16 protein-coding genes and 1 riboswitch are annotated in these 22,485 nt (G+C 70.5%); of the genes, 9 read left to right on the top strand and 7 right to left on the bottom strand.

The genetic code is table 11. The features are described from left to right. The 3 genes from JMO03_RS01115 to JMO03_RS01105 are packed head-to-tail and all read left to right on the top strand — an operon-like array spanning position 1 to position 3,402. Positions 1 to 1,293 carry a D-tagatose-bisphosphate aldolase, class II, non-catalytic subunit gene (locus JMO03_RS01115; protein WP_202839396.1) on the top strand — a complete coding sequence of 431 codons (1,293 nt, stop codon included), beginning with the start codon at positions 1 to 3 and terminating at the stop codon, positions 1,291 to 1,293. After that, positions 1,280 to 2,440, top strand: a complete 1,161-nt coding sequence (locus JMO03_RS01110) for an SIS domain-containing protein (protein WP_202839394.1) — start codon at positions 1,280 to 1,282, stop codon at positions 2,438 to 2,440. Before JMO03_RS01115 ends, JMO03_RS01110 begins: the two co-directional genes overlap by 14 nt. Then, positions 2,440 to 3,402: a BadF/BadG/BcrA/BcrD ATPase family protein gene (locus JMO03_RS01105; protein WP_202839392.1), complete on the top strand. Its 963-nt coding sequence runs from the start codon at positions 2,440 to 2,442 to the stop codon at positions 3,400 to 3,402. The genes JMO03_RS01110 and JMO03_RS01105 overlap by 1 nt, the downstream gene beginning before the upstream one ends. Before the next feature lie 114 nt (positions 3,403 to 3,516). On the opposite strand, the gene JMO03_RS01100 is transcribed toward JMO03_RS01105, so the two are convergent. Both JMO03_RS01100 and JMO03_RS01095 read right to left on the bottom strand, forming a co-directional pair. Then, positions 3,517 to 6,669, bottom strand: a complete 3,153-nt coding sequence (locus JMO03_RS01100; RefSeq protein WP_202839390.1) for a multidrug efflux RND transporter permease subunit — start codon at positions 6,667 to 6,669, stop codon at positions 3,517 to 3,519. A 6-nt stretch (positions 6,670 to 6,675) separates the two neighbouring features. After that, complete coding sequence (locus JMO03_RS01095) at positions 6,676 to 7,905, bottom strand: efflux RND transporter periplasmic adaptor subunit (protein ID WP_202839388.1); 1,230 nt, start codon at positions 7,903 to 7,905, stop codon at positions 6,676 to 6,678. Between the two features lie 220 nt (positions 7,906 to 8,125). Between JMO03_RS01095 and JMO03_RS01090 the strand changes: the two genes are divergently transcribed. The 3 genes from JMO03_RS01090 to JMO03_RS01080 all read left to right on the top strand — a co-directional run bounded on the left by JMO03_RS01090 (position 8,126) and on the right by JMO03_RS01080 (position 13,427). Next, positions 8,126 to 8,872: a TetR/AcrR family transcriptional regulator gene (locus tag JMO03_RS01090; protein ID WP_202839386.1), complete on the top strand. Its 747-nt coding sequence runs from the start codon at positions 8,126 to 8,128 to the stop codon at positions 8,870 to 8,872. A gap of 48 nt (positions 8,873 to 8,920) precedes the next feature. Continuing rightward, complete coding sequence (locus JMO03_RS01085; RefSeq protein WP_202839384.1) at positions 8,921 to 10,111, top strand: efflux RND transporter periplasmic adaptor subunit; 1,191 nt, start codon at positions 8,921 to 8,923, stop codon at positions 10,109 to 10,111. A gap of 133 nt (positions 10,112 to 10,244) precedes the next feature. Beyond that, the gene (locus JMO03_RS01080; protein ID WP_202839381.1) at positions 10,245 to 13,427 is read left to right on the top strand and encodes an efflux RND transporter permease subunit; all 3,183 of its coding nucleotides are present in this window, start codon (positions 10,245 to 10,247) and stop codon (positions 13,425 to 13,427) included. A gap of 271 nt (positions 13,428 to 13,698) precedes the next feature. Here the strand turns inward: JMO03_RS01080 and bioD are convergent, their stop codons facing one another. Further along, the gene (bioD, locus tag JMO03_RS01075; RefSeq protein ID WP_202839379.1) at positions 13,699 to 14,391 is read right to left on the bottom strand and encodes a dethiobiotin synthase; all 693 of its coding nucleotides are present in this window, start codon (positions 14,389 to 14,391) and stop codon (positions 13,699 to 13,701) included. Further along, positions 14,388 to 15,170, bottom strand: a complete 783-nt coding sequence (locus JMO03_RS01070; protein ID WP_202839377.1) for a TMEM175 family protein — start codon at positions 15,168 to 15,170, stop codon at positions 14,388 to 14,390. The genes bioD and JMO03_RS01070 overlap by 4 nt, the downstream gene beginning before the upstream one ends. A gap of 43 nt (positions 15,171 to 15,213) precedes the next feature. On the opposite strand from JMO03_RS01070, the gene JMO03_RS01065 reads away from it, so the two are divergent. The 3 genes from JMO03_RS01065 to JMO03_RS01055 all read left to right on the top strand — a co-directional run bounded on the left by JMO03_RS01065 (position 15,214) and on the right by JMO03_RS01055 (position 18,410). Further along, entirely contained in the window at positions 15,214 to 15,696 is a 483-nt protein-coding gene (locus JMO03_RS01065) for a GAF domain-containing protein (protein ID WP_202839375.1), read from the top strand. Further along, complete coding sequence (locus JMO03_RS01060; RefSeq protein WP_202839373.1) at positions 15,693 to 16,070, top strand: TfoX/Sxy family protein; 378 nt, start codon at positions 15,693 to 15,695, stop codon at positions 16,068 to 16,070. The genes JMO03_RS01065 and JMO03_RS01060 overlap by 4 nt, the downstream gene beginning before the upstream one ends. Positions 16,071 to 16,179: 109 nt before the next feature. Beyond that, a riboswitch (cobalamin riboswitch) is annotated at positions 16,180 to 16,413 on the top strand. A 125-nt stretch (positions 16,414 to 16,538) separates the two neighbouring features. After that, complete coding sequence (locus JMO03_RS01055) at positions 16,539 to 18,410, top strand: TonB-dependent receptor domain-containing protein (RefSeq protein WP_202839371.1); 1,872 nt, start codon at positions 16,539 to 16,541, stop codon at positions 18,408 to 18,410. A 279-nt stretch (positions 18,411 to 18,689) separates the two neighbouring features. Here JMO03_RS01055 and JMO03_RS01050 read toward each other — a convergent pair whose 3' ends face one another. The 3 genes from JMO03_RS01050 to dinB form a co-directional block, all read right to left on the bottom strand. Continuing rightward, entirely contained in the window at positions 18,690 to 19,166 is a 477-nt protein-coding gene (locus JMO03_RS01050; protein ID WP_202839359.1) for a hypothetical protein, read from the bottom strand. Positions 19,167 to 19,649: 483 nt separating this feature from the next. Beyond that, positions 19,650 to 20,357 carry a phosphoglycolate phosphatase gene (gene gph / locus JMO03_RS01045; protein WP_202839357.1) on the bottom strand — a complete coding sequence of 236 codons (708 nt, stop codon included), beginning with the start codon at positions 20,355 to 20,357 and terminating at the stop codon, positions 19,650 to 19,652. Positions 20,358 to 20,701: 344 nt separating this feature from the next. Beyond that, the gene (dinB, locus tag JMO03_RS01040; protein WP_202839351.1) at positions 20,702 to 21,781 is read right to left on the bottom strand and encodes a DNA polymerase IV; all 1,080 of its coding nucleotides are present in this window, start codon (positions 21,779 to 21,781) and stop codon (positions 20,702 to 20,704) included. Positions 21,782 to 22,485 lie beyond the last annotated feature (704 nt).

Genomic DNA, 22,485 nt, shown 5'->3' with positions numbered 1-22,485 from the left:
ATGCGCGTCATGCTCGACCTGATCGAACGGCACAAGCGCGGCGATGCCGTGGGCATCACCTCAGTCTGTTCCGCCCACCCGATCGTCATCGAGGCCGCGCTGCGCCATGCGCTGCGGGTCGGGGCACCGGTGGTGCTGTTCGAGGCGACCTGCAACCAGGTCAACCAGGACGGCGGCTACACCGGCATGACGCCTGCGGACTTCGTGCGCTTCGTCCACGCGATCGCGGCCGACGTCGGCTTCGATCCGGCGCGCATCGCGCTCGGCGGCGACCATCTCGGCCCCAACCCGTGGACCGCGCTCGATGCCGCCGCGGCGATGGACAAGGCCGAAGCGATGGTCGATGCCTACGTCGCAGCGGGATTCCGCAAGATCCACCTCGACTGCTCGATGGCCTGCGCCGGCGACCCGGTGCCGCTGCCGGAACCGGTGGTCGTCGAACGCGCGGTGCGCCTGTGCATTGCGGCGGAAGCCGCGCATGCGCGCGTCGGCGGCGAACCGCCGGCCTACGTCATCGGGACCGAAGTGCCGGTACCGGGCGGGGCCACCGAGGCGATCGAAGGCCTGGAACCCACCACCCCGCAGGCGGCCCTGGCCACGATCGAAGCGCACCGCCGCGCCTTCGCCGCTGCGGGGCTGGCGTCGGCATGGACGCGGGTCATCGCCTCGGTCGTGCAGCCCGGCGTGGAATTCGACCACCACGAGGTCGTCGACTACTGTCCCGACGCGGCGCGTGCGCTCAGCGAGGCGATCGTCGGCGTGCCGGGCATGGTGTTCGAGGCGCATTCCACCGACTACCAGACCGCCGGTGCGCTGCACGCGCTGGTACGCGACCACTTCGCCATCCTCAAGGTCGGCCCCGGTCTGACGTTCGCGCTGCGCGAGGCGCTGTGGGCGCTCGATGCGATCGAACGCGAGACGATCGAATCCGACGCGCGCGCCAACCTGCGCGAACTCGCGCTTGCGCGCATGCACGAGCAGCCCGCGCACTGGCAGCGGTATTACCACGCGCACGGCACCCAGCTCGAGCTCGACCTGTCGTACAGCCTGAGCGACCGTATCCGCTACTACTGGCCCGATCCCGTGATCGAGCACGCCCGCCGGCGCCTGTTCGCCAACCTGCGCGACCGGCCGCCGCCGCTGCCCCTGCTCAGCCAGCATCTGCCCCACGCCCTGCGCGCCATGCGCGAGGGACGGGCGACCCGCGATCCGCACTCCCTCGTCATGGCGCACGTCGCCACCGTCCTCGATGATTACCACCGTGCATGCCATCCCCGCCATGACCACCGCTGAATACCTGGGCGTTCCCGAGGCGGAGCTCGCCGCGTCGGGCGCGCTGCACACCGCACGCGAGATCGAGCAGCAGCCGCGCATGCTCGCGCGCACGCACGCATTGCTCGCTCAGCTGCGCGAACGGATCGAGGCCTTCGTCGGACCGATCGCCCACGATCCGGCCGCGCGCATCATCCTCACCGGGGCCGGGACTTCCGCCTACATCGGCCAGTGCCTGGCGCCCCTGCTCGATCGGCAGCTGGCCGCGCGCGTGGATGCCGTGCCGACCACCGACATCGTCAGCTGCCCGCGCCTGTACCTCGATCCGCACCAGCCGCTGCTGCTGGTCTCGTTCGGACGCTCGGGCAACAGCCCGGAAAGCCTGGCCGCGGTCGAACTGGCCGAGACCCTGGTGCCCGGCGTGCGCCACCTGCTGGTCACCTGCAACCCCGACGGCGCGCTCGGCCGCATCGCCGCGCGGCAGGCGATGACCCTGCAGTTGCCGGAGGAGACGCACGACGCGAGCTTCGCGATGACCTCGAGTTTCAGCTGCATGATGTACGCCACGCTCGCCGCGCTGGCGGGGATCGATGCGCTGGACCAGCGCATCGCGGTGGTCGCCGATGCCACGGCCCGCGTCATCGCGGATGCCCGGCCGGCGTTGCAGGAACTCGCGCTGCGCGGCTTCGACCGCGTCGCCTACCTCGGCAGCGGACCGTTCCAGGGCCTGGCCCGGGAGGCATGCCTGAAACTAGGCGAGCTCAGCAACGGTGCGGTCGCCACCTGCTTCGATTCCCCGCTCGGGTTCCGGCACGGGCCGAAGACCTTCGTCACCGACCGCACTCTGGTGATGGTGTTCGTGTCCGGCGACGCGACCACGCGCCGCTACGACCAGGACCTGATCGACGAACTGCGCCAGGATGGCTGCGCCGCGCGCGTGATCGAGGTCACCGCGCATCCGCGCCCGCTGGCGGCGCGCGACACGCTGGCGGTGCCCGGCATGGCCGCGGCGCAGGACGTCGAGCTGCTCTGGCCCTACGTCGCGGTCGCGCAGCTGTACGCCTTCTTCGCGTCGCGTGCGCTCGGCCTGTCGCCCGACAATCCCAACGTGCAGGGAACGGTGAACCGCGTGGTGCAGGGCGTGCGCATCCACCCGTTGGCGGACTGATGGCGGCAACCTGCTACCTGGGCGTGGACGGCGGTGGCACCAAGACCCGTTTCGTCCTGGTCGACGGCAACGCACGCCTGCTCGCGGAGAGCCAACGCGCGACCACCTACCACCCGCAGGTCGGCCTCGAGGGCGTCCGCGCCACGCTCGCGGACGGCATCGACGAGCTGCTGGCGACCGCCGGCGCGCATCGCGACGCCATCGGCCACGCCTTCTTCGGACTGCCCGCCCATGGCGAGGACAGCCGCGTCACCCCCCTGCTCGACGCGCTGCCGCGCGCGATCCTCGGCCACGACCGCTACCACTGCGACAACGACATGGTCTGCGGCTGGGCCGGCTCGTTCGCCTGCGGCGACGGCGTCAACATCGTCGCCGGCACCGGCTCGATCGGGTACGGCCAACGCCAGGGCGTGGCCGCGCGCGCGGGCGGCTGGGGCGAAGCGTTCTCGGACGAAGGGTCGGCCTACTGGATCGCCGTGCAGGGGATGAACGCGTTCTCGCGCATGAGCGACGGCCGGCTGCCGAAGGGGCCGCTGCATGCCCTGCTGCGCGGACACCTGCACCTGCGGAACGACCTCGACCTGTGCGCCCGCGTCTACGGCGATGCGGCACTACCGCGCGGCGACATCGCGCAGCTCTCGCCGCTGGTGGCCGACGCCGCACGCCAGGGCGACGAGGCGGCGATGGACATCTTCCGCCGGGCTGGCGACGAACTGGCGCGGATCGCCGCCGCATTGCGCATCGCCCTGGCATTCGAGGACGGCGAGCGCGTCCCGGTGTCCTGGTCCGGCGGCGCCTTCAGCGCCGGGGAGCTGCTGCTGGCGCCATTTACCGGCGCCCTGCAGGCGCTCGATCCCGCGTTCGAGCCGCACCAGCCGCTGCATTCGCCGCACCTGGGCGCCGCGCTGTACGCAATGCGCCTCGCGCACGCACGCCCGGCATCGCCGACGTCCGCCGCATAGTCGCGGCGGGAAGCACGGCAGCGCCCGACGTCGTCGTGCCCGCGCCGGCAGGGACCCGGGACGCTGCCCCGGCCAGGCCCACCAGTGGACGACGATGGCGCGCATCCCCCGCCCTCAGCTCGGTGGCGGCGACGACGCCTGCGTCGCCGGTTCGTCCATCCTGTCGCCCAGCATCCTGCGTACGGCGACGAAGAACACCGGGATCAGCAACAGGCCCAGGAAGGTGGCGAACAGCATGCCGCCGATCACGCCGGTGCCGATCGCGTGGCGCGCATTGGCGCCCGCACCGGTGGAGATCGCCATCGGCACCACGCCCATGATGAAGGCGAAGGAGGTCATCAGGATCGGCCGGAAACGCAGGCGCGCCGCCTCGATCACCGACTCGCGCAGCGTCTTGCCCTGGGTGCGCTCGAGCACCGCGAACTCGACGATCAGGATCGCATTCTTCGCCGCCAGGCCGATCACCGTCACCAGGCCGATCTTGAAGAAGATGTCGTTCGACAGCCCGCGCATCATCGTGAACAGCACCGCGCCAAGCAGGCCCAGCGGCACCACCAACAGCACCGAGACCGGAATCGACCAGCTCTCGTACAGCGCCGCGAGGCACAGGAACACCACCAGCACCGACAGCACGAGCAGCAACGTCGCGGTATTGCCGGCGATGATTTCCTGGTACGACAGTCCTGTCCAGTCGTAGCCGATCCCGGTCGGCAGTTCGTCGGCGACGATGTCCTCCATCGCGGCCATCGCCTCGCCGGAGCTGCGGCCGGGCGCCGGCGAGCCGTTGATGTTCACCGCCGAGTAGCCGTTGTAGCGGGTCAGCGCTGGCGCGTTCATCTGCCACCGCGTGGACACCACGTTGCTGAGCGGGACCATCGCCGGGTTGCCGTCGACGGTTTCCAGGGCCGATGGCGTGTAGAAGCGCGAGAACGACTCCGGGCCGCTGCGGAACTGCGCGTCGGCGCGCATGATCACGCGCTTGACCCGACCTTCGGAGAAATAGTCGTTGACGTACACCGGCGCCAGCATCAGCTGGATCGCGCTGTACACGTCGCCGACCGACAGGCCCATCGCCTGCGCCTGCGCGCGGTCGACCTCGAGCTTGAGCTGCGGCGCGTCCTGCAGGGTGTTGGGGCGCACCGCGCTCAGCAGCTCGGGCTGCTGCGCGGCGCTCGCGACCAGCGTGTCGCGCGCCGCACCCAGGGCCTCGCGGCCGAGGCCCGCGCGATCCTGCAGGTACATGTCGAAGCCGCCGAACTGGCCCAGGCCGCGGATGGTCGGCAGGTTGACGACGAAGATCTGCGCTTCCTTGATGCCCTGCAGCGCGCCGTTGGCCCGCTGGATGAACTCGGGCACGGTGACGTCGCGGTCGTCCCAGTGGTCGAGCCGGATGAACGCCATGCCGACGTTCTCGCCCTGGCCGACGAAGCTGAAGCCGGCGATCTGCATCATGCCCTGGTAGCCGTCGATGGATTCCATCGCCGTGCGCACGTCCTCGAACACCGCCTGCGTGCGCTGCAGGCTGGAACCGGGCGGCAACTGCACGATGGCCATCGCGTAACCCTGGTCCTCTTCCGGCACGAAGCTGCCCGGCAGGCGGGTGAACAGCAGCGCGCAGACCACGGTGATCGCCGCGAACACCATCATCCAGCGCGGCGCATGCTTCACCGCGCTTGCGATATGTCCCACGTAGGTCCGGCTGATGCGATCGTAGTACCTGTTGAAGGTGCGGTAGACGACGTTCTGCTTCCTGACCGCGTCCGGATCGTGCTGCTTGAGGAAGCTCGCGCACAGCGCCGGGGTGAAGCCCAGCGCGAGGAAGGCCGAGAAACCCATCGCCATCGCGATGGTGATCGCGAACTGCTTGTAGATCTCGCCCGACGCCCCGCCCTGCAGCGCGCTGGGGATGAATACCGCCGCCAGCACCACGGTGATCGCCACCACCGCGCCGGTGATCTGTCCCATCGCCTTCTCGGTCGCCTCGCGCGCCGGAAGGTGCTCCTCGGCCATGATCCGTTCGACGTTCTCGATGACGATGATCGCGTCGTCGACCACGATGCCGATCGCCAGCACCATCGCGAACAGCGTCAGCTGGTTGACCGTGAAGCCGATCATGCCCAGGCCCAGGAACGTGCCCAGCAACGCGACCGGGATCACCAGCGTCGGGATGATCGTCGCGCGCAGGTTCTGCAGGAACAGTAGCATCACCAGGAACACCAGTACGACCGCCTCGACCAGGGTCACCACCACTTCCTGGATCGAGATCCGGACGAAGGTGGTGGTGTCGAACGGCGTGAACCACTCCACCCCGGTCGGGAACGTCGCCTGCAGCTCGTCCATGCGCGCGGTGACCGCCTCGGCCACCGCCAGCGCGTTCGCACCCGGCTGCAGCGTCACCGCCACCGCGCCCACCGGCTTGCCGTCGAACTTGGCGTCGAAGCCGTAGCCCTGCGCGCCGACCTCGACGCGCGCCACGTCGCCCAGCCGCACGACGGCACCTTCGGCATCGGAACGCAGGATGATGTTCCGGAACTGCTCGGGCGTGCTGAAGCGGCCTTCGGCGGCGACCGTGGCGGTGAAGCCCTGACCTTCCGGCGCGGGATCGGCGCCGATCGAACCTGCGGCGAACTGGGCGTTCTGCCCGCGCACCGCGGCGAGCGCCTGCGAGGCCGACATGCCGTAGCCCTGCAGCTTCTCGGGGTCGAGCCAGATGTTCATCGCGTACGACGAACCGAAGTGCTGGGTATTGCCCACGCCCGGCACCCGCGCCAGCGGCTCCAGGATGCGCGAGGCGATCATGTCGTTGAGCGCGTTGCGGTCCATCGAGGCATCGACCGAGCGCAGGCCGACCACCATCAGGAAGCCGCTGTTGGCCTTGGCCACCACCACGCCCTGCTGGATCACCTCGGTCGGCAGGCGCGCCGTCGCCAGCGACACCTTGTTCTGCACCTGCACCTGGGCGATGTCGGGATCGGTGCCGCTCTCGAAGGTCAGCGTGATCGACACGCCCCCCGAGGAGCTCGACGACGCGCTGAAGTACAGCAGGTTGTCGATGCCGGTCAGTTGCTGCTCGATCACCTGGGTGACCGCCTGCTCGGCGGTCTGCGCATCGGCACCAGGATAGGTGGCGCTGATGGTGACCTGCGGCGGCGCGACGTTGGGGTACGACTCCACGCCCATGTTGAGCAGGGAGATCACGCCGCTGAGCGAAATCAGGATCGCGACGACCCAGGCGAAGACCGGGTGGTGGATGAAGAACCTTGGCATGGCCGGTCAGCCTTCCGCGTCGGCGTCGGCGGGCGCGCCGTCGGGTACCGCAGCGGGCGCCGCGGATGGTTCCGCGGATGGCGCCGCAGGCTGCGGCCCCGGCTGGGCGGGCGCCTGCGGCGACGCCCGCGCCGCGCCCTCGCGTTGCCACGGCACGGCCGTCGCCGGCGCATCCACGCGGACCTTCTGCACCCCGGCCACGATCACCCGCTCGCCGGCGGAGATACCCTCCGTGACGATCCAGTCGCCGTCGCTGGCCGACGAAGTCCGCACGTCCCTGCGTGCGACCTTGCCGTCCGCCCCCACCACCAGCACGTACGCGCCGGCTGCGTCGCGCTGCACCGCCGCCTGCGGGATCGCGAACACGCCCTGCTGCATGCCCATGGTCGCCTCCAGGGTGACGTAGGTGCCGGGGAGCAGGCGCTTGTCGGGATTGGGAACGCTCGCGCGCATCGACACCGCGCCGGTCGCCGGATCGACCAGGTCGGCCGAGAAGTCCAGCACGCCCTTGTGCGCATGCTCGCTGCCGTCCGGCAGGCGCACCGCGACCTCGGACCGGTCGCGACCGCTGGCGGCGACAAGGGCGCGGATGCGCTCGAGTTCGCTGACGCTGATCGAGAAGTTCACGTACAGCGGGTCCACCTGGTCCACCGTGGTCAGCAGGGTCGCATCGCCCTGTCCGACCAGCGCGCCCTCGGTCACGCGCTGCCTGCCGGCGATGCCCGCGATCGGCGCGCGCACGGTGGCGTAGCCGAGGTTGATGCGCGCGGAATCGACCGCAGCCCGCCCCGCCTGCACCGCGGCGGCGGCACTGCGTTCGGCGGCGAGCGCGTTGTCGAGATCGGACTGCGACACGTAGTTCTGCGGCGCCAGCTGGCGCGCACGGTCGGCGCCGGCCTTCGCATTGGCGTAGTTCGCCTGCGCCTGCGCCAGCGAGGCCTGCGCCGTCCCCAGCGCCGCCTGCAGCGGCGCCGGATCGATCAGGAACAGCACGTCGCCCTCGCGGACATCGCTGCCCTCCGCGTACACCCGCTTCTGCAGCACGCCCGGCACCCGGGCGCGCACGTCGGCGCTGCGGAACGGCGCCAGGCGGCCGCCGATGTCGAGCGTCAGCGGAAGGTCGGCGGGCATCGCCTCGATCACGCCGACCTCCGGCGGGGGCGGACTGGGGGCGGCCTGCTCGCCACCACAGGCGGCGAGCAGGAAGAGCAACGGCAAGGGGGTGAGGCGGCGCATGGGCAATCCCGGTACGGGCCCACGCGAAGCGCGGGCAGGTCGTAATTTCTGTACCGGCGAGTATACTAGTTGGCCGAAGGAATGGACCCTGCCGTTCGTCAGTGGTCGCGCGCCCTGCAGGCGGCGACGCCGGTCCCCGGGGAAGGAACAACGGACGCTGGATCACGGAATGAATCTGGTTCACAATCCCGCTCCCCGGACGCAGCACCCTCCCCGAGCCATGGCCACCGTCGACCGCAAGCAGCGCGAGTTCGCACGCCGCGAGGACCTGTTCCTCGACTGCGCGCAGGCGCTGATCCAGCGCGACGGACTGCTCAACCTGCAGATGTCGAAGATCGCCGAGGAATGCGAATACGCGATCGGCACGCTGTACAAGCACTTCGCCAGCAAGGAAGACCTGCTGGTGGCGCTGTCGACGCGCAACTGCCTGGGCCGGGTGGAGCTGTTCGAGCGCGCGGCGCGCTGGAGCGGCGCGACCCGCGACCGCATCGTCGCGATCGCGCTGGCCGACCTGATCGTACTGCGCCAGCAACCCGAACATTTCCGCCTCGCCCAGTTCGTCTGGACCGACGTGGTCTGGGGCGCCGCCTCCGCCGACAGCCGCCAACGCGCACTGGAAGCCTGCGAACCGCTGGCCAGTGCGGTCGACGGCATCGCCGCCGAGGCGCGTCGCAACGGCGACCTGCCGACGGGCTTCGCCATGCCGGACGAATGCCTGACGATCGGCCCATGGATCCTGTGCCTGGGTATGCATACTCTCGCCCAGCAGCAGGGCCTGCTGGAGCCGGCCGGCATCGGCGATCCGTACCGGCTGCTGTTCAAGCACCTGCACTACCTGCTCAATGGCTACGGCTGGCGTCCGCTGTTCGACCCCGGCGACGACGACTCGCTCGACCGCATGACGCAGCGCCTGTGCCGCGATGTATTCGACGCGCCCTGCCCGTATCCCGTACGCCCGATCCGCTGAATCCCGTCCCCCGTCGCCCGTCCCCCGTCCCCCCGCAAGGCTCCGCCCATGTCCACCGCCCCCAAGACGCGCAAACCGCGATTCGCGCTGCGCCTGATCCTGATGCTGCTGGTCACCGCGCTGGTGTTCGGCGGCGTGTTCGCCGTCAAGGCCTTCATCGGCGCGCAGACCAACAACTTCTTCGACAACATGCCGCAGCCGGCGGCGGCGGTGAGTGCCGCCGAGGCGCGGGCCGAGCGCTGGTCGGACGATACCGAGGCGGTCGGCACCCTGGTGGCGGTGAACGGGACCGACGTCACCACCGAAGCCGGTGGCGTGGTGCGTGCGCTCGAATTCGAGGCCGGGCAGCCGGTCCGGGCCGGCGACGTGCTGGTGCGCCTGAACACCGACAACGAGCTGGCCACGCTGAAGTCGCTGGAGACCGCCGCGCGCCTGGCCGACGTCCAGGCCGAGCGCTGGCAGCAACTGGGCAAGGACCAGCTGGTGTCGTTGGACGAGGTGCAACAGCGCACCGCCACCGCCGCCAGCGCGCGTGCCCAGGCCGACGCGCAGCGCGCGCTGATCGCGCAGAAGACCATCCGCGCGCCGTTCAGCGGCGAACTCGGCATCCGCAAGGTCAACCTCGGCCAGTTCGTCTCGCCGGGCGATCCTATCGTCAGCCTGCAGCAGCTCGACCCGATCTACCTCGACTTCAACCTGCCCGAGCTGTACATGGACAAGCTCAAGCCGGGAACGACGATCCGCGCCACGGTCGACGCCCTGCCCGGCAAGGTGTTCGAGGGCCGGGTGACTGCGATCGAACCCGGGATCGACCCGGGCACGCGCAACTTCACCGCGCAGGCCACGCTGGACAACCCCGACGGCACGCTGCGTCCGGGCGCGTTCGCCCACGTCGACCTCGCGCTCGGCGGCGAGCGCGACGTCGTGGTGATCCCGCAGACCGCGGTCAGCTTCAACCCCTACGGCAACGCGGTGTTCGTGATCAGCGAAGTGCCGCGCAAGGAGGGCGAGACCGACATGCAGGGCAATGCGCTGACCGGCAACAAGCTAGTGGTCAACCAGCGCTTCATCAAGACCGGCACCGCCCGCGGCGACCTGATCGCCGTGACCGAGGGCCTCAAGCCCGGCGAACGGGTCGCGACCAGCGGCCTGCTCAAGCTGCGCAACGAAGCCGAGGTGACTGTCAACAACAAGATCCAGCCGAGCTCCGAGGCGCAGCCGCAGGCCGAGAACCGCTGACGCCGGCGCCGGGGCGACTTCGAATTCCGTCCGGTCCGGCGCAGCGCGCCGGCCGTTCGGAAAACCCGCGCGGCATTGCCGCGCAAACGGATTTCCCTCACCCCCGCACGCGGGGCAGGACACGGGAAGAGCGATGAAATTCACCGACATCTTCATCAACAAGCCGGTGCTGGCGATGGTCGTCAGCCTGTTCATCCTGATCTTCGGACTGCGTGCGTTCTCGGAACTGAACGTGCGTCAGTACCCGGAGCTGCGCAACGCGGTGATCAATGTCAGCACCGTGTACTACGGCGCCGATGCCGACCTGATCCAGGGCTTCATCACCACGCCCCTGGAGCGCGAGATCGCCAGCGCCGAGGGCATCGACTACCTGGCCTCGACCAGCTCGGCCGGCGTGAGCACCATCCAGGCCTACATCCGCCTCGACCACGACCCGAACGAGGCGCTCACCCAGATCGCCGCCAAGGTCAACAAGATGCGCGGCCAGCTGCCGCCGGAGTCGGAAGACCCGGTGATCGACCTGCAGCAGGGCCAGCAGATCGCGGCGATGTACGTGTCGTTCGCCAGCGAGACGCTCGACAACAACCAGATCACCGACTACCTCACCCGCGTGGTCCAGCCCAAGCTGGTCACCGTCGGTGGGGTACAGCGCGCGGACATCCTCGGCGCCGGCACGTTCGCGATGCGGGTGTGGCTGAAACCCGATCGCATGACCGCGCTGCAGGTGACCGCCAGCGACGTCGCCACCGCGCTGCAGTCCAACAACGTGCTCTCCGCAGTGGGCTCGACCAAGGGCCAGATGGTCGCGATCGACATGACCGCGCGCACCGACCTGCGCAACGCCGAGGAGTTCCGCAAGCTGGTCATCCGCGAGCAGGACGGGGCGATCGTGCGCCTGGGCGACGTCGCCGACGTGGTGCTGGGCTCGGAGAACTACGGCACCTCGGTCCGGATCAACGGCGAAGCGGCCACCTTCATGGGCATCTTCGTCTCGCCCGACGCCAACTCGCTGGACGTGATCCGGGATGTGCGCCAGCTGTGGGACGACGAGATCGTGCCGCAGCTTCCCGAAGGCATCATCGCCACCATCCCCTACGACAGCACCGAGGCGATCCAGGACGCGATCAACGAGGTGGTGACCACCATCATCGAGGCGGTCATCATCGTGATCGTGGTGATCTACCTGTTCCTGGGCAGCATCCGCAGCGTGCTGATTCCGGCGGTGACGGTGCCGTTGTCGCTGGTCGGCTCGTTGTTCCTGATGCTGCTGATGGGCTTCACCATCAACCTGTTGACGTTGCTGGCGATGGTGCTGGCGATCGGGATCGTGGTCGACGACGCGATCATCGTGCTGGAGAACATCCACCGCCACATCGAGGAAGGCATGTCGCCCTACGACGCGGCGATCAAGGGCGCGCGCGAGCTGGCATGGCCGGTGGTGGCGATGACCACGACCCTGGTGGCGGTGTACCTGCCGATCGGTTTCCAGGGCGGTCTCACCGGCATCCTGTTCACCGAGTTCGCGTTCACCCTGGCCGGCAGCGTGCTGCTGTCCGGCGTGATCGCGCTGACCCTCTCGCCGATGATGAGCGCGAAGATCCTCAAGCCGCACGGCGAGGGCAGCAAGGGCCGGCTGGAAGCCTGGCTGGACACCCGCTTCGACAAGCTGCGCCTGGGCTACCAGCGGCGGCTGCACGGCGCGCTGGAGACCAAGTTCGTGATCGCGCTGTTCGGCGCGATCGTGCTGGTCTCGTGCGCGTTCCTGTACATGACCGCGCCCAAGGAACCGGCGCCGCTCGAGGACGAGGGCTTCATCTTCTCGATCGCGCAGGCCGACCCCACGGCCACGCTCGACTACGTCGAGCGCTACACCGAGGAGGTCACCCAGATCGCCAAGGACGTGCCCGAGGTGCAGGACTACTTCCTGTTCAACGGCGGCTTCGGCGGCGCCGGCGGCGGCGCCAGCCCGATGGCGATGGCCGGCTTCGTACTCAAGCCCTGGAGCGAGCGCGAGCGCTCGACCAAGCAGGTGCTGGAGCAGGACCTGCAGCCGAAGATCAGCGAGGTCACCGGGCTGAACACCTTCGCCCTGGTTCCGCCCTCGCTGCCCAGCGCCGGCGGCGACGGCGGCGGCGAGTTCGTCATCGGCGGCGTCGGCGAGCTGAGCCAGCTCAGCGAGCTTGCCGACCAGATCCTGGCCAGGGCGATGGAGAGCAAGCGCTTCATCTTCCTCGACAAGGACCTGAAGATCGACAAGCCGCAGATCGAGGTGGTGATCGACCGCGACAAGGCGGCCTCGCTCGGCATCGACATGCGCACGCTCGCGGCCGACATGTCGGCGATGCTCTCGGGCGGCTACACCAACCGCTTCGCGATGCAGAACCGCTCCTACCTGGTGATCCCGCAGGTGCAGCGCAGCGACCGGCTCAACGCCGCGCAGCTGCAGAACTACTACACCCGCACCCGCGACGGCGAGCTGATCCCGCTGTCGACCCTGGTGACGCTGCGCGAGAGCACCCAGCCGCAGTCGCTCAAGCGCTTCCAGCAGCTCAACTCGGTGGCGATCACGTTCGCGCCGCGCCCTGGGGTCAGCAAGGGCGAGGCGCTGGCGATCCTGGACGAGGCCGCGCGCGACGTGCTGCCGCAGGGCTACAGCGTCGACTACGCCGGCGAGTCGCGCCAGTTCAAGCAGGAGGGGTCGGCGATGCTGATCACGCTCGGGCTGGCGCTGATCGTGATCTTCCTGGTGTTGTCGGCGCAGTTCGAGAGTTTCCGCGATGCCCTGATCATGCTGCTGACCGTGCCGATGGCGATCTGCGGCGCGCTGCTCACCCTCAACGTGCTGGCGATCGTCAGCGGGATCCTCGGCTTCTCGGGGATCGAGGCCTTCCCCGGGATGAGCATCAACATCTACACCCAGGTGGGCCTGATGACGCTGGTGGGGGTGATCTCCAAGCACGGCATCCTGATCGTGGAGTTCGCCAACAAGCTGCAGATCGAGCAGGGCCTGTCCAAGCGCGAGGCGATCGAGGAAGCGACCGCGATCCGGTTGCGGCCGGTGTTGATGACCACCGCGGCGCTGGTGTTCGCGATGATCCCGCTGCTGATGGCCAGCGGCCCGGGCGCGGCCTCGCGCTTCTCGATGGGCACGGTGATCGCCTCGGGCATGACCATCGGCACCGTGTTCACGCTGTTCGTGTTGCCGGCGTTCTACCTGTACCTCGCCCGCGACCATGCGCACGATCGCGACTACGAGACGGCGAGCGCAGCGGACGACGCGGATCGGCTGCCGCCGCCGGCGCCGCAGCACGGCTGACGCCGGGACGGAGCCCTGTCCCGTTCGCGGGAGAGGGCAGGGGTGAGGGTGGACGCGGACGAGATCCTTGCCGCGCCTTCGACGCGCCCCCGTCCGCCTTCGTTCCCTTCCCCCACTGCGTGGGCGAAGGCGATAGGACCTCCGCTTCGACGCCTCCCCTACCGCGTCGGGGAAGGGATACGGCATGCGCGCGACGCCTTCCCCGCTGCGGGGGGGCTGCTGGATCCGCCTCTGGCGCTCTCCCCCACTACGGAAGGGCACGCGGCGAGGTTCAGCGGCCGCCCGCGCTCCGCCACAGCGATGCCACCTCGAGCCCGTGCGCTGCGGCGCTGCCCCCATGCGGCGCATGCGCCAGCACGCCCAGGCACGGCGCCGGCAGGGCGTCGCGGAGCAGGTCGAGGTAGTCGTCCGCGCGGTCGAACGACGGATCGATGCGGTTGCCGATCCATCCGGCGAGACGGCAGCCATCGGCTTCGATGGCGCGTGCGGTCAGTCGCGCGTGGCTGAGGCAGCCCAGCCGCAGCCCGACCACGAGCACCACATCGGCGTCGATCGCGCGCACCAGTTCCGCCTGCTCGAATCCGTCCGCCAGCGGCGCGGCCCAGCCGCCCACGCCCTCGACCACCACCGCATCCGCGCTCGCCGCCAGCCGCGCGCAGGCGGACAACAGCGGTGGCAGCGCCACGGCGACGCCGGCATCGCGCGCCGCCAGCTGCGGCGCGGTCGCAGCGGGCAGCGCGTACGGGTTGACGTCGGCATAGGCCGGGGCCGGATCGCTGGCAGCGATCAATGCCAGCGCGTCCTCGTTGCGCCAGCCGCCGGCGGTGTGCACGCAGCCGCTGGCGACCGGCTTCATCCCGACCGCACGCAGGCCCCGCGCCCGCAGCGCATGCAGCAAGGCCGCCGAGGCGAACGTCTTGCCCACCCCGGTGTCGGTACCGGTGACGAAACAGGCCCGGTTCACGCGCCGCCACCACCCGGAAGCGTCGCCGCATGCAGCGACAACCGTCGCCGCTCGCGGTACGTGTGGTACCACGGCATCCAGAGCCCGAGCGTCGCATAGCACCACATCGGAAGTCCGGCGAACACGCGCATCGGACCCCGCAACTTCGGATCGGCGATGTACAGCGCCAGCGCGAACACCAGACTGGCCAGCGAGACCAGCGTCAGGATCGCGTGCGAACCGGCCTCGGTACGCAGCAGGTGGCGCTCGTTGGCGTCCAGCGCCAGCGCATCGGCCCTGTGCTGCGCGTGCGCGTTGAGCCGCCACAGCAACCAGGCCAGGAGCCCGAAGCCCAGGCCGTAGACGATGAACGTGGTCTGCAGGTCGCGCATCACATGGTCCGGGTCGATACCGAGTTCGTTCGGCAGCCAGCCCCCGGTCACCAGCGACAGGAAGCTCGAGCTCACCATCCGCAACGGATACACGTACACCATCACCACCAGCACGAACGCCAGGCTCAGCAGGGTCGACTTCGCGTCCTCCAGGCCGACGCGCCGGCTCCAGCGGTTGTGCGCGCCCCAGAACATCATCAGCACGGCGAAGCAGGCGGCGAAGGTCGGCACCTTCTTCAGCGCCTCGCGCAGCTCGGTGGCGGTCTGCGGCAGGTCGCTGGTGACGATCACCAGCAGGGTCAGCGAGAACGCGAACGCGGCGTCGACGAAGGTCTCCAGCCGCGTCACCTGTCCGCCGCGCAGGCGGAAGCCGGAGCCGTCGCGATCGAGCCGTCCCAGATCCTTCACCCGTCCTCCGGAGCGCGCGTGGACGCGCTGCTACACTGCCCGCATGTTCAGCGCCACAAGTCTAAGCGGCGACAAGCCCGAACAGTATGCCCAGCTCGCCGGACAGGCCCGCGCGCTCCTGCATGGCGAGCGCGACCGGATCGCCAACGCCGCCAATCTCGCCGCCCTGGTCTACCACGCACTGCCGCGGCTGAACTGGGTGGGGTTCTACTTCTACGATGGCGTCGAACTCGTGGTCGGCCCGTTCCAGGGCCTGCCCGCCTGCGTGCGCATCCCGCTCGACCGGGGGGTATGCGGCGCCGCCGCGAGCAGCCGCCGCACGCAACGGGTCGAGGACGTGCACGCCTTCCCGGGCCATATCGCCTGCGACGCGGCCTCGCGCTCGGAACTGGTGGTGCCGCTGGTCCGGAACGGTGCGCTGGTGGGGGTGTTCGACCTCGACAGCCCGGATCCGGCCCGTTTCGACGTTATGGATCAGGAGGGGCTGGAAACCATCGCCCGGATCTACGTCGAGTCGCTGCCATGAACGCTCCGCTGAAACTGCGCAACATCGGTCCCAAGTCCGCCGCCTGGCTGCGCCAGGTGGGCCTGCGCACGCAGGAGGACCTGGTGGCGGCCGGCCCGGTGGATGCGTTCATGCGGGTCAGACGCGCCGGTTTCAAACCCAGTCTCAACATGCTCTATGCGCTGGAAGGCGCGCTGCAGGACTGCCACTGGCAGGAGATCCCCGAGGCCCGCCGCGCCGAGCTGGTGGCCGCGGTCGAGGCGGCAACCGCCGGCCTGCCGCCGCCGCGCGGTCGGCCTGCGGCAGCGCCTGTGACCACCACCCACCACCAGGACGAGTCGCCCGCGCCCTCGTTCGGCTTCCTCGACGACCCCGGTGGCGGCGAGCACGATTGACCGCCGTTCGCAGGAGCGCCTTCAGGCGCGATGTGCTGGAGCGCCTCCAGAACCCGGACAGCGGCCGCGCCTGAAGGCGCTCCTGCGGGGCCGATACCCCGATCGCGTACAATGCGCGCTGCTTCGAGGTGGCCCGCGGACATGCGTCCAAGGGCTGAAACGGGAAGCCGGTGACGCCGACGTCGCGAGCAGCGACACGGCCATTCCGGCACTGCCCCCGCAACGGTAAGCGCGTCAGGCCGCCGCATCCGCCACTGTGCCCAAGGCATGGGAAGGCGCGACGGCCGAGGCATCGGATGCCTCGCGCGCGAGTCCGGAGACCGGCCACGAAGCTCACTGGTTGCGATGCGGAGGGCGTCGCGGCGGCGATGCCGGCGCGTGTGTCCGGTTCCGCGGCCCCTGCTCTCCCTGTCGTGACTCGACCGAAACCGGCGCGTACGCGGGTGTGCGCGCCATGGAGAGCCTTGCATGCACCGTTCCCTGCCCGCGGCGATCGCCGCCGCCCTGTTCCTGTCCGCCTCCACCCTGCCCGGCGCGGCGCGCGCCGATGCCGCCGCCACCGACCTCGACACGGTGCTGGTCACCGCCACCCGCAGCGAGCAGCGCCTGGCCGACAGCCTGGTGCCGGCGCAGGTCATCGACCGCACCGAAATCGAGCGCAGCCAGGCGCGCGACCTGATCGGACTGCTGCGCGGACGCGCCGGCATCGACGTCGGCAACACCGGCGGCCGCGGCAAGCTCAGCAGCCTGTTCCTGCGCGGCACCGAATCGGACCACGTGCTGGTGCTGGTGGACGGGGTCAAGATGAACTCCGCCACCGCCGGCATGGCGGCGATCCAGGACCTGCCGCTGGCGCAGATCGAACGCATCGAGATCATCCGCGGGCCGCGTTCGAGCCTGTATGGCTCCGAAGCGATCGGCGGCGTGATCCAGGTGTTCACCCGCGGCAGCCAGGCCACGGGCTTCTCGCCCTACGCGAGCGTCGGCGGCGGCAGCCACGACGCGCGCGAGGCCAGCGCCGGCTTCGACCACCGCGGCGAGCGCGGCTGGATCGGCGCCCACGGCGCCTATGACAGCACCGACGGCTTCAACGCCTGCCGCGGCTCCGGCGCGCTGTTCCAGGGCTGCTTCGCCGACGAGCCCGACGACGACGGCTACCGCAGCACCTCCGTCAGCCTGCGCGGCGGCTACCGCTTCGGCGAGGCGCTGGTGCTGGACGGCCAGTTCTTGCAGGCCGACGCCGAGAACGAGTTCGACGGCTCGTGGACCAACCGCTCGCGCATCCGGCAGCGGGTCACAGGTGCCCGCCTGCGGCACGCGCCCGGGGACGGGCGGCTCGCGCTGAGCCTCGCGCTGGCGCGCAATGTCGACCGCTCCGACGACTTCCTCGACACCCTGCCGCGCAGCGACTTCCAGACCCGTCGCGACAGCGCCACCGTGCAGGCCGACGTGCAGCTGGCCTCCGACCAGCTGCTCAGCCTCGGCGTCGACCACGGCAACGACCGCGTGGACAGCGCCACCGCATATGCGGTCGACGAGCGCGACAACACCGGCGTGTTCCTCGCCTACAGTGGGCAGGCGGGTGCCCAGCGCTTGCAGGCCAGCGTACGCCACGACGACAACGAACAGTTCGGCAGCCACGTCACCGGCGCGCTGGGCTGGGGTACAGCGTTCGACAACGGCCTGCGCCTGACCGCTTCGCTCGGCACCGGCTACAAGGCGCCGACCTTCAACGACCTGTACTACCCCGGCTCCGAAAGCCCCGACCTGCGGCCGGAGGAATCGACCAGCCTCAACCTCGGCCTGTCCCGCATCGCGCAGGGCCACCACTGGTCGTTCGACGTCTACGAGAGCCGGATCGACGACCTGATCGTGTTCGTCTACCCGCCGCCGGACTATCGCGGCGTGGGCAGCAACGTCGACCAGGCGCGCATCCGCGGCGCCGAGTTCGCCTTCGGCACCACCCTGGCGGGGATCGACGTCGCGCTGGAGCTCAGCCACACCGATCCGCGCGACCGCAGCGGCGGCGCCAACGACGGCAACCTGCTGGCGCGCCGCGCGCGCAGCACCGGCCGGATCGACCTGGACCGCGGCTTCGGCCCGCTGCGCGCCGGTATCACGGTGCAGGGTGCGAGCAGCCGCTACGACGACCCCGCCAACACCGTGCGCCTGGGGGGCTACGCCACCACCGACCTGCGCCTGGAATACGCGCTGCACCGCGACTGGACCCTGCTCGCGCGCGCCAGCAACGTGTTCGACCGCCAGTACGAGACGGTGGCCTGGTACTACCAGCCGGGGCGCGAATACCACGTCGCGCTGCGCTGGCGTCCGGGGCGCTGACGCGCGCAGGAGCGTCGTGGGGCCGGCCGCCAGCCTGGGGCTGCGCGGCCGCATGCGCGCAGGCGGCTGGCTGGCGTCTGACGGGTTGGACGGCCGGCGCGCGCGTGGGCAACCGGCGTCGCCGTCCCGTCGGTGCACTGAAGCCCATCGGGAAGCGCTCGGCCAGGTACGGCACGCCCGCTGCGACGCGGGCCACGTTGCCCGGGGAGAGCGCTTCCTACGACACAGGCGGGGTGCACGCGCGACAGCGCCGGGCGCAGACCCGCCTGCCCGACCGTGTCAGTGCAGGGCGCGCGGGTGCGCGATCGGCACCGGCAAGGAGACCTGCCCCCGCACCGCCTGCAGCGTCGCCACCAGCTCGTGATAGGTGCCGGCCAGGCGCGCGAACAGCTCGGCATAGGCGTCGTGCCCGGCATCGGCCACGCCCTGGTAGGCACCGCGCCCGAGGTCCACGAAGTACTCCACGCCGACCCGGCGCCGGCGCGCTAGCGCCGGGAACAGCCCCGCCACCAGCAGGCAGCGGTCGCCCACGTCGCGCAGCGCGTCGCTACGCACGCTGCCGACCTGCGTCTGCGCATCGAGCCATTCCAGCGCCTGGATACGCGCCAGCAGGTGCGCGTCGCGCTGGTGGCGCAGCAGCACGAACACCAGGTAGCTTTCCTGCGATTCATCGAGCTCGGCGCCGCGCCTGTCCAGCGCCTCGCGAATCAGCACCTGCCACAACGCGGCCGCCGCCCCCTGTCGGATCCCGCTCATGTCTGTCTCCCCGTTGGTCCGACCCAGCCTAGCGCCGTGCGCACCTGCCGTGTTGGCAGCACACAGGCATGAGTGCTGACAGCGCGTCCGGGGATCGACGGGCGCGCGGCGAGGAGTGAACCGGGGGCCGCCTGCCGCGGCAGCTACACCCCGCCGCAGGACACCACGGGCGATGCCGTATCCGCAACCGGCATCCGCAGTGCGTAGCCCGGGTAAGCGAAGCGCACCCGGGGTGTGGGACGTGGCGGTCGCGACACCCCGCGATCAAAGCGACATCGTCCCCGAGGCGGTCTGCGGCCTTGCCGTCCTGCAGCGGCTAAACGGCGCCGGTCGGCACCGCGTGCGCGCCTGCGCCAGGAGCCGGCAGTGCGTAGCCCGGGTAAGCGAAGCGCACCCGGGGTGTGGGGCGTGGCGTGCGCGACACCCCACGATCGCACCGACATCGTCCCGGAGGCGGTCTGCGGCCTCGCCGTCCTGCAGCGGCTAGACGGCGCGGGTCGACACCGCGTGCGCAGCCGCACCAGGAGTCCGCATCTGCAGCAGCGTGCGCAGGTCGCCGATGACCGCCACCGCGCCCGCGCCGTGCAGGTCGAACTCGCGGTGGTAGCCGTAGTCCACCAGCACCAGCGGCATGGAGGCGGCATGCGCGGCGGCCGCGTCGGTGTGCGAATCGCCCACCATCAGGCAGGCCTCGACCGGCACGTCGAGCGCGCGCGCCAGGTGCAGCAGCGGCAGGGCCGAAGGCTTGGATTCGGGCAGCGTGTCGCCGCCGACGATCCCGTCGAACAGCATGCGCCACTCGAGCGCCTCGAGCAGCGGATCGATGAAGCGCTGCGGCTTGTTGGTGCACAGCGCCACCGCCACCCCGCGCTCGCGCAGCCCGCGCAGCGCGGCGTCCGCGCCGGGATAGGCGCGCGCCTGCCGCGGCAGCGAGGCCGCGTAGTGCCGCATCAGCAACGCGAAGACGCAATCGAAGGCCTTGCCATCCGGCAGGTCGGCGCCCGCGTGGCGCAGCGCGCGGTGCAGCAGGAAGCGCGCGCCTTCGCCGATCCAGCTACGCACCAGCGGCTCGTCCGCCGCCGGGTGGCCAAGCTCGGCCAGGGTCTGGTTCACCGCCCAGGCGATGCCATGGGCGCTGTCGACCAGGGTGCCGTCCAGGTCGAACAACATCGCGCGGGGGGCTGCGGACATCGGGCCGGCTCGTGGAACGGGCCTGCAGTCTAGCGGCCGGCGGCGCATGCACGACGCCCCCAGGCGCGCACGCATTTCGCCCCGCCCCGGAGCGACGGAGGAATGGTCCGGCGCGTTCCACGCCGGTGCACGACCTGGAGCCCCTTCGGGGCCGTCGGACCGGCGCGTGGAGACGACGCGGACGTGATCCGGCCGGCCCGCGACGCGGGCTGGCCGTCGGTGTCCGTCCGCCTGACCGGTTCCCGCTGCGCTGCCTGGCGGCGCGGCCCACGCGCGATCTCGATGCAGGTCCGAAGGGTCCCCGGCGTCGTCACGGGCACGTACGGGCCCAGCCACCGCGCAGCTCAGGACGCGGCGGCCTCCACCGGAAACAGCCCCGGCTGCGGCGCGGCGTCCTCCGCGTCGCGGAAGTTGGACAGGCCCACGCCGACCAGCCGGTAACGCGTGTCGGCCGGCAGGTCCACGCGGTCGAGCAGGGCGAGCGCGATCGCGGTGAACGGTTCGCAGCCACCGGGCGGCGCTTCGGGCGTCAGGCTGCGGGTCAGGATGCGGAACTGCGCGGTCTTGAGCTTCAGCACCACGGTGTGGCCGATGCGTTCGGTCTTGCGGGTCGCGTTCCACGCCTTCTCCGCGATCCGGCGCACGTGCGGCACCAGCTCGGCCAGCGGCAGGTCGCGCTCGAAGGTGTCCTCCGCGGAGATCGACTGCACCGGCTGGTTGGGTTCGACCGGCCGCTCGTCGATGCCGCGCGCGCGCCGGTACAGCGATGCCCCGAAGCTGCCGAAGCGCAGCTGCAGTTCCTCGCGCGTGAGCGCACGCAGGTCGGCCACGGTCTGCACGCCGAGTTCGGCCAGCTTGCCCTGCATCACCTTGCCCACGCCCGGGATGCGGCCGACCGGCAGCGGCAGCAGGAAGGCCTCCACCTGCGCCGGCTTGACCACGAACTGGCCGTCGGGCTTGTTCCAGTCGGAGGCGATCTTGGCGATGAACTTGTTCGGCGCCACGCCCGCCGACGCCGTCAGCTGCGTTTCCTCCCGGATCCGGGCGCGGATGGCCTGCGCGGTCGCGGTGGCGCTGGAGGATTCGATCCGCGGCGCGGTGACGTCGAGGTAGGCCTCGTCCAGCGACAGCGGCTCGACCAGGGGGGTGTGCTCGAGGAAGATCGCGCGCACCTGCCGCGAGACCGCCTTGTAGCGCACGAAGTCCGGTGGCACGAACACGGCGTCGGGACACAGCCGTTCGGCGCGCATGGCCGGCATCGCGGACCGCACGCCGTACCTGCGCGCCTCGTAAGACGCCGCGCAGACCACCGAGCGCGCGCCGCGCCAGGCAACGACCACGGGCCGGCCGCGCAACGACGGATCGTCGCGCTGCTCCACCGACGCGTAGAACGCGTCCATGTCGATGTGGATGATCTTGCGCATGGGGTGCGCGGATTCTAGGCCGCCACACCGATGGCGTCGCGCGGCGGGTGATACGCGATCCTGAAGGACGGCGGGGCCCCCACGACGGCCAATAAAAAGGATCTTCTCCAATGTAAGGGAACTGACCAGGTTGTCGGAGATTGGACCCGGGCTTGCGGCCGGGGGTCGTTCCGGGCCGGGGATTGCTACCCGGCTCGGTCAGCCCGCTGCGCGGTCCGGCTCGGCGCAGCGCGCCGGGCGCTCACGCGGACGCGCGGCTGTGCCGCGCAAGACGTCCGCGCTCGCCCATGGCTGACTCGCCGCCGCAGCGCATCCATGCGCTGCTTTTCGCAACCCCCGACCCGGAACGCCCATCGGCCAGTCATCTGCCTGGCTTCGAAGGAGCTGGCCACCCGGCCATCGCGGGCAGGCAACGATGAGCCGCGTCCTGGTGCCCGGGGATCGCGGCAAGCAAAACATGGATGTTTTGCGCGCGAGTCAGGGCACGATGCCCTGACCGAGCGGAAAGCGATTCCCGGGCGCCGGGGCGCGGCGTCCATCCGAAGTCCTGACTGGGACTTCCCCATCGCAGACCATTTCTCCCTCACATGGGAGAAGAGCCAGTAAAAAGGTTCTTCTCCCATGTGAGGGAGCCTGGCCCGGTTGTCAGGGGGTGGTCCCGGGCTTGCGGCTCGGGGCGTTCCGGGCCGGGGATTGCCACTCGG

Origin of the sequence: Luteimonas saliphila, from assembly GCF_016774335.1 — a bacterium.
Taxonomy (GTDB): domain Bacteria; phylum Pseudomonadota; class Gammaproteobacteria; order Xanthomonadales; family Xanthomonadaceae; genus Luteimonas; species Luteimonas saliphila.
The sequence above is the reverse complement of the archived record's forward strand: the minus strand, read 5'-3'. Positions and strand labels throughout refer to the sequence as shown.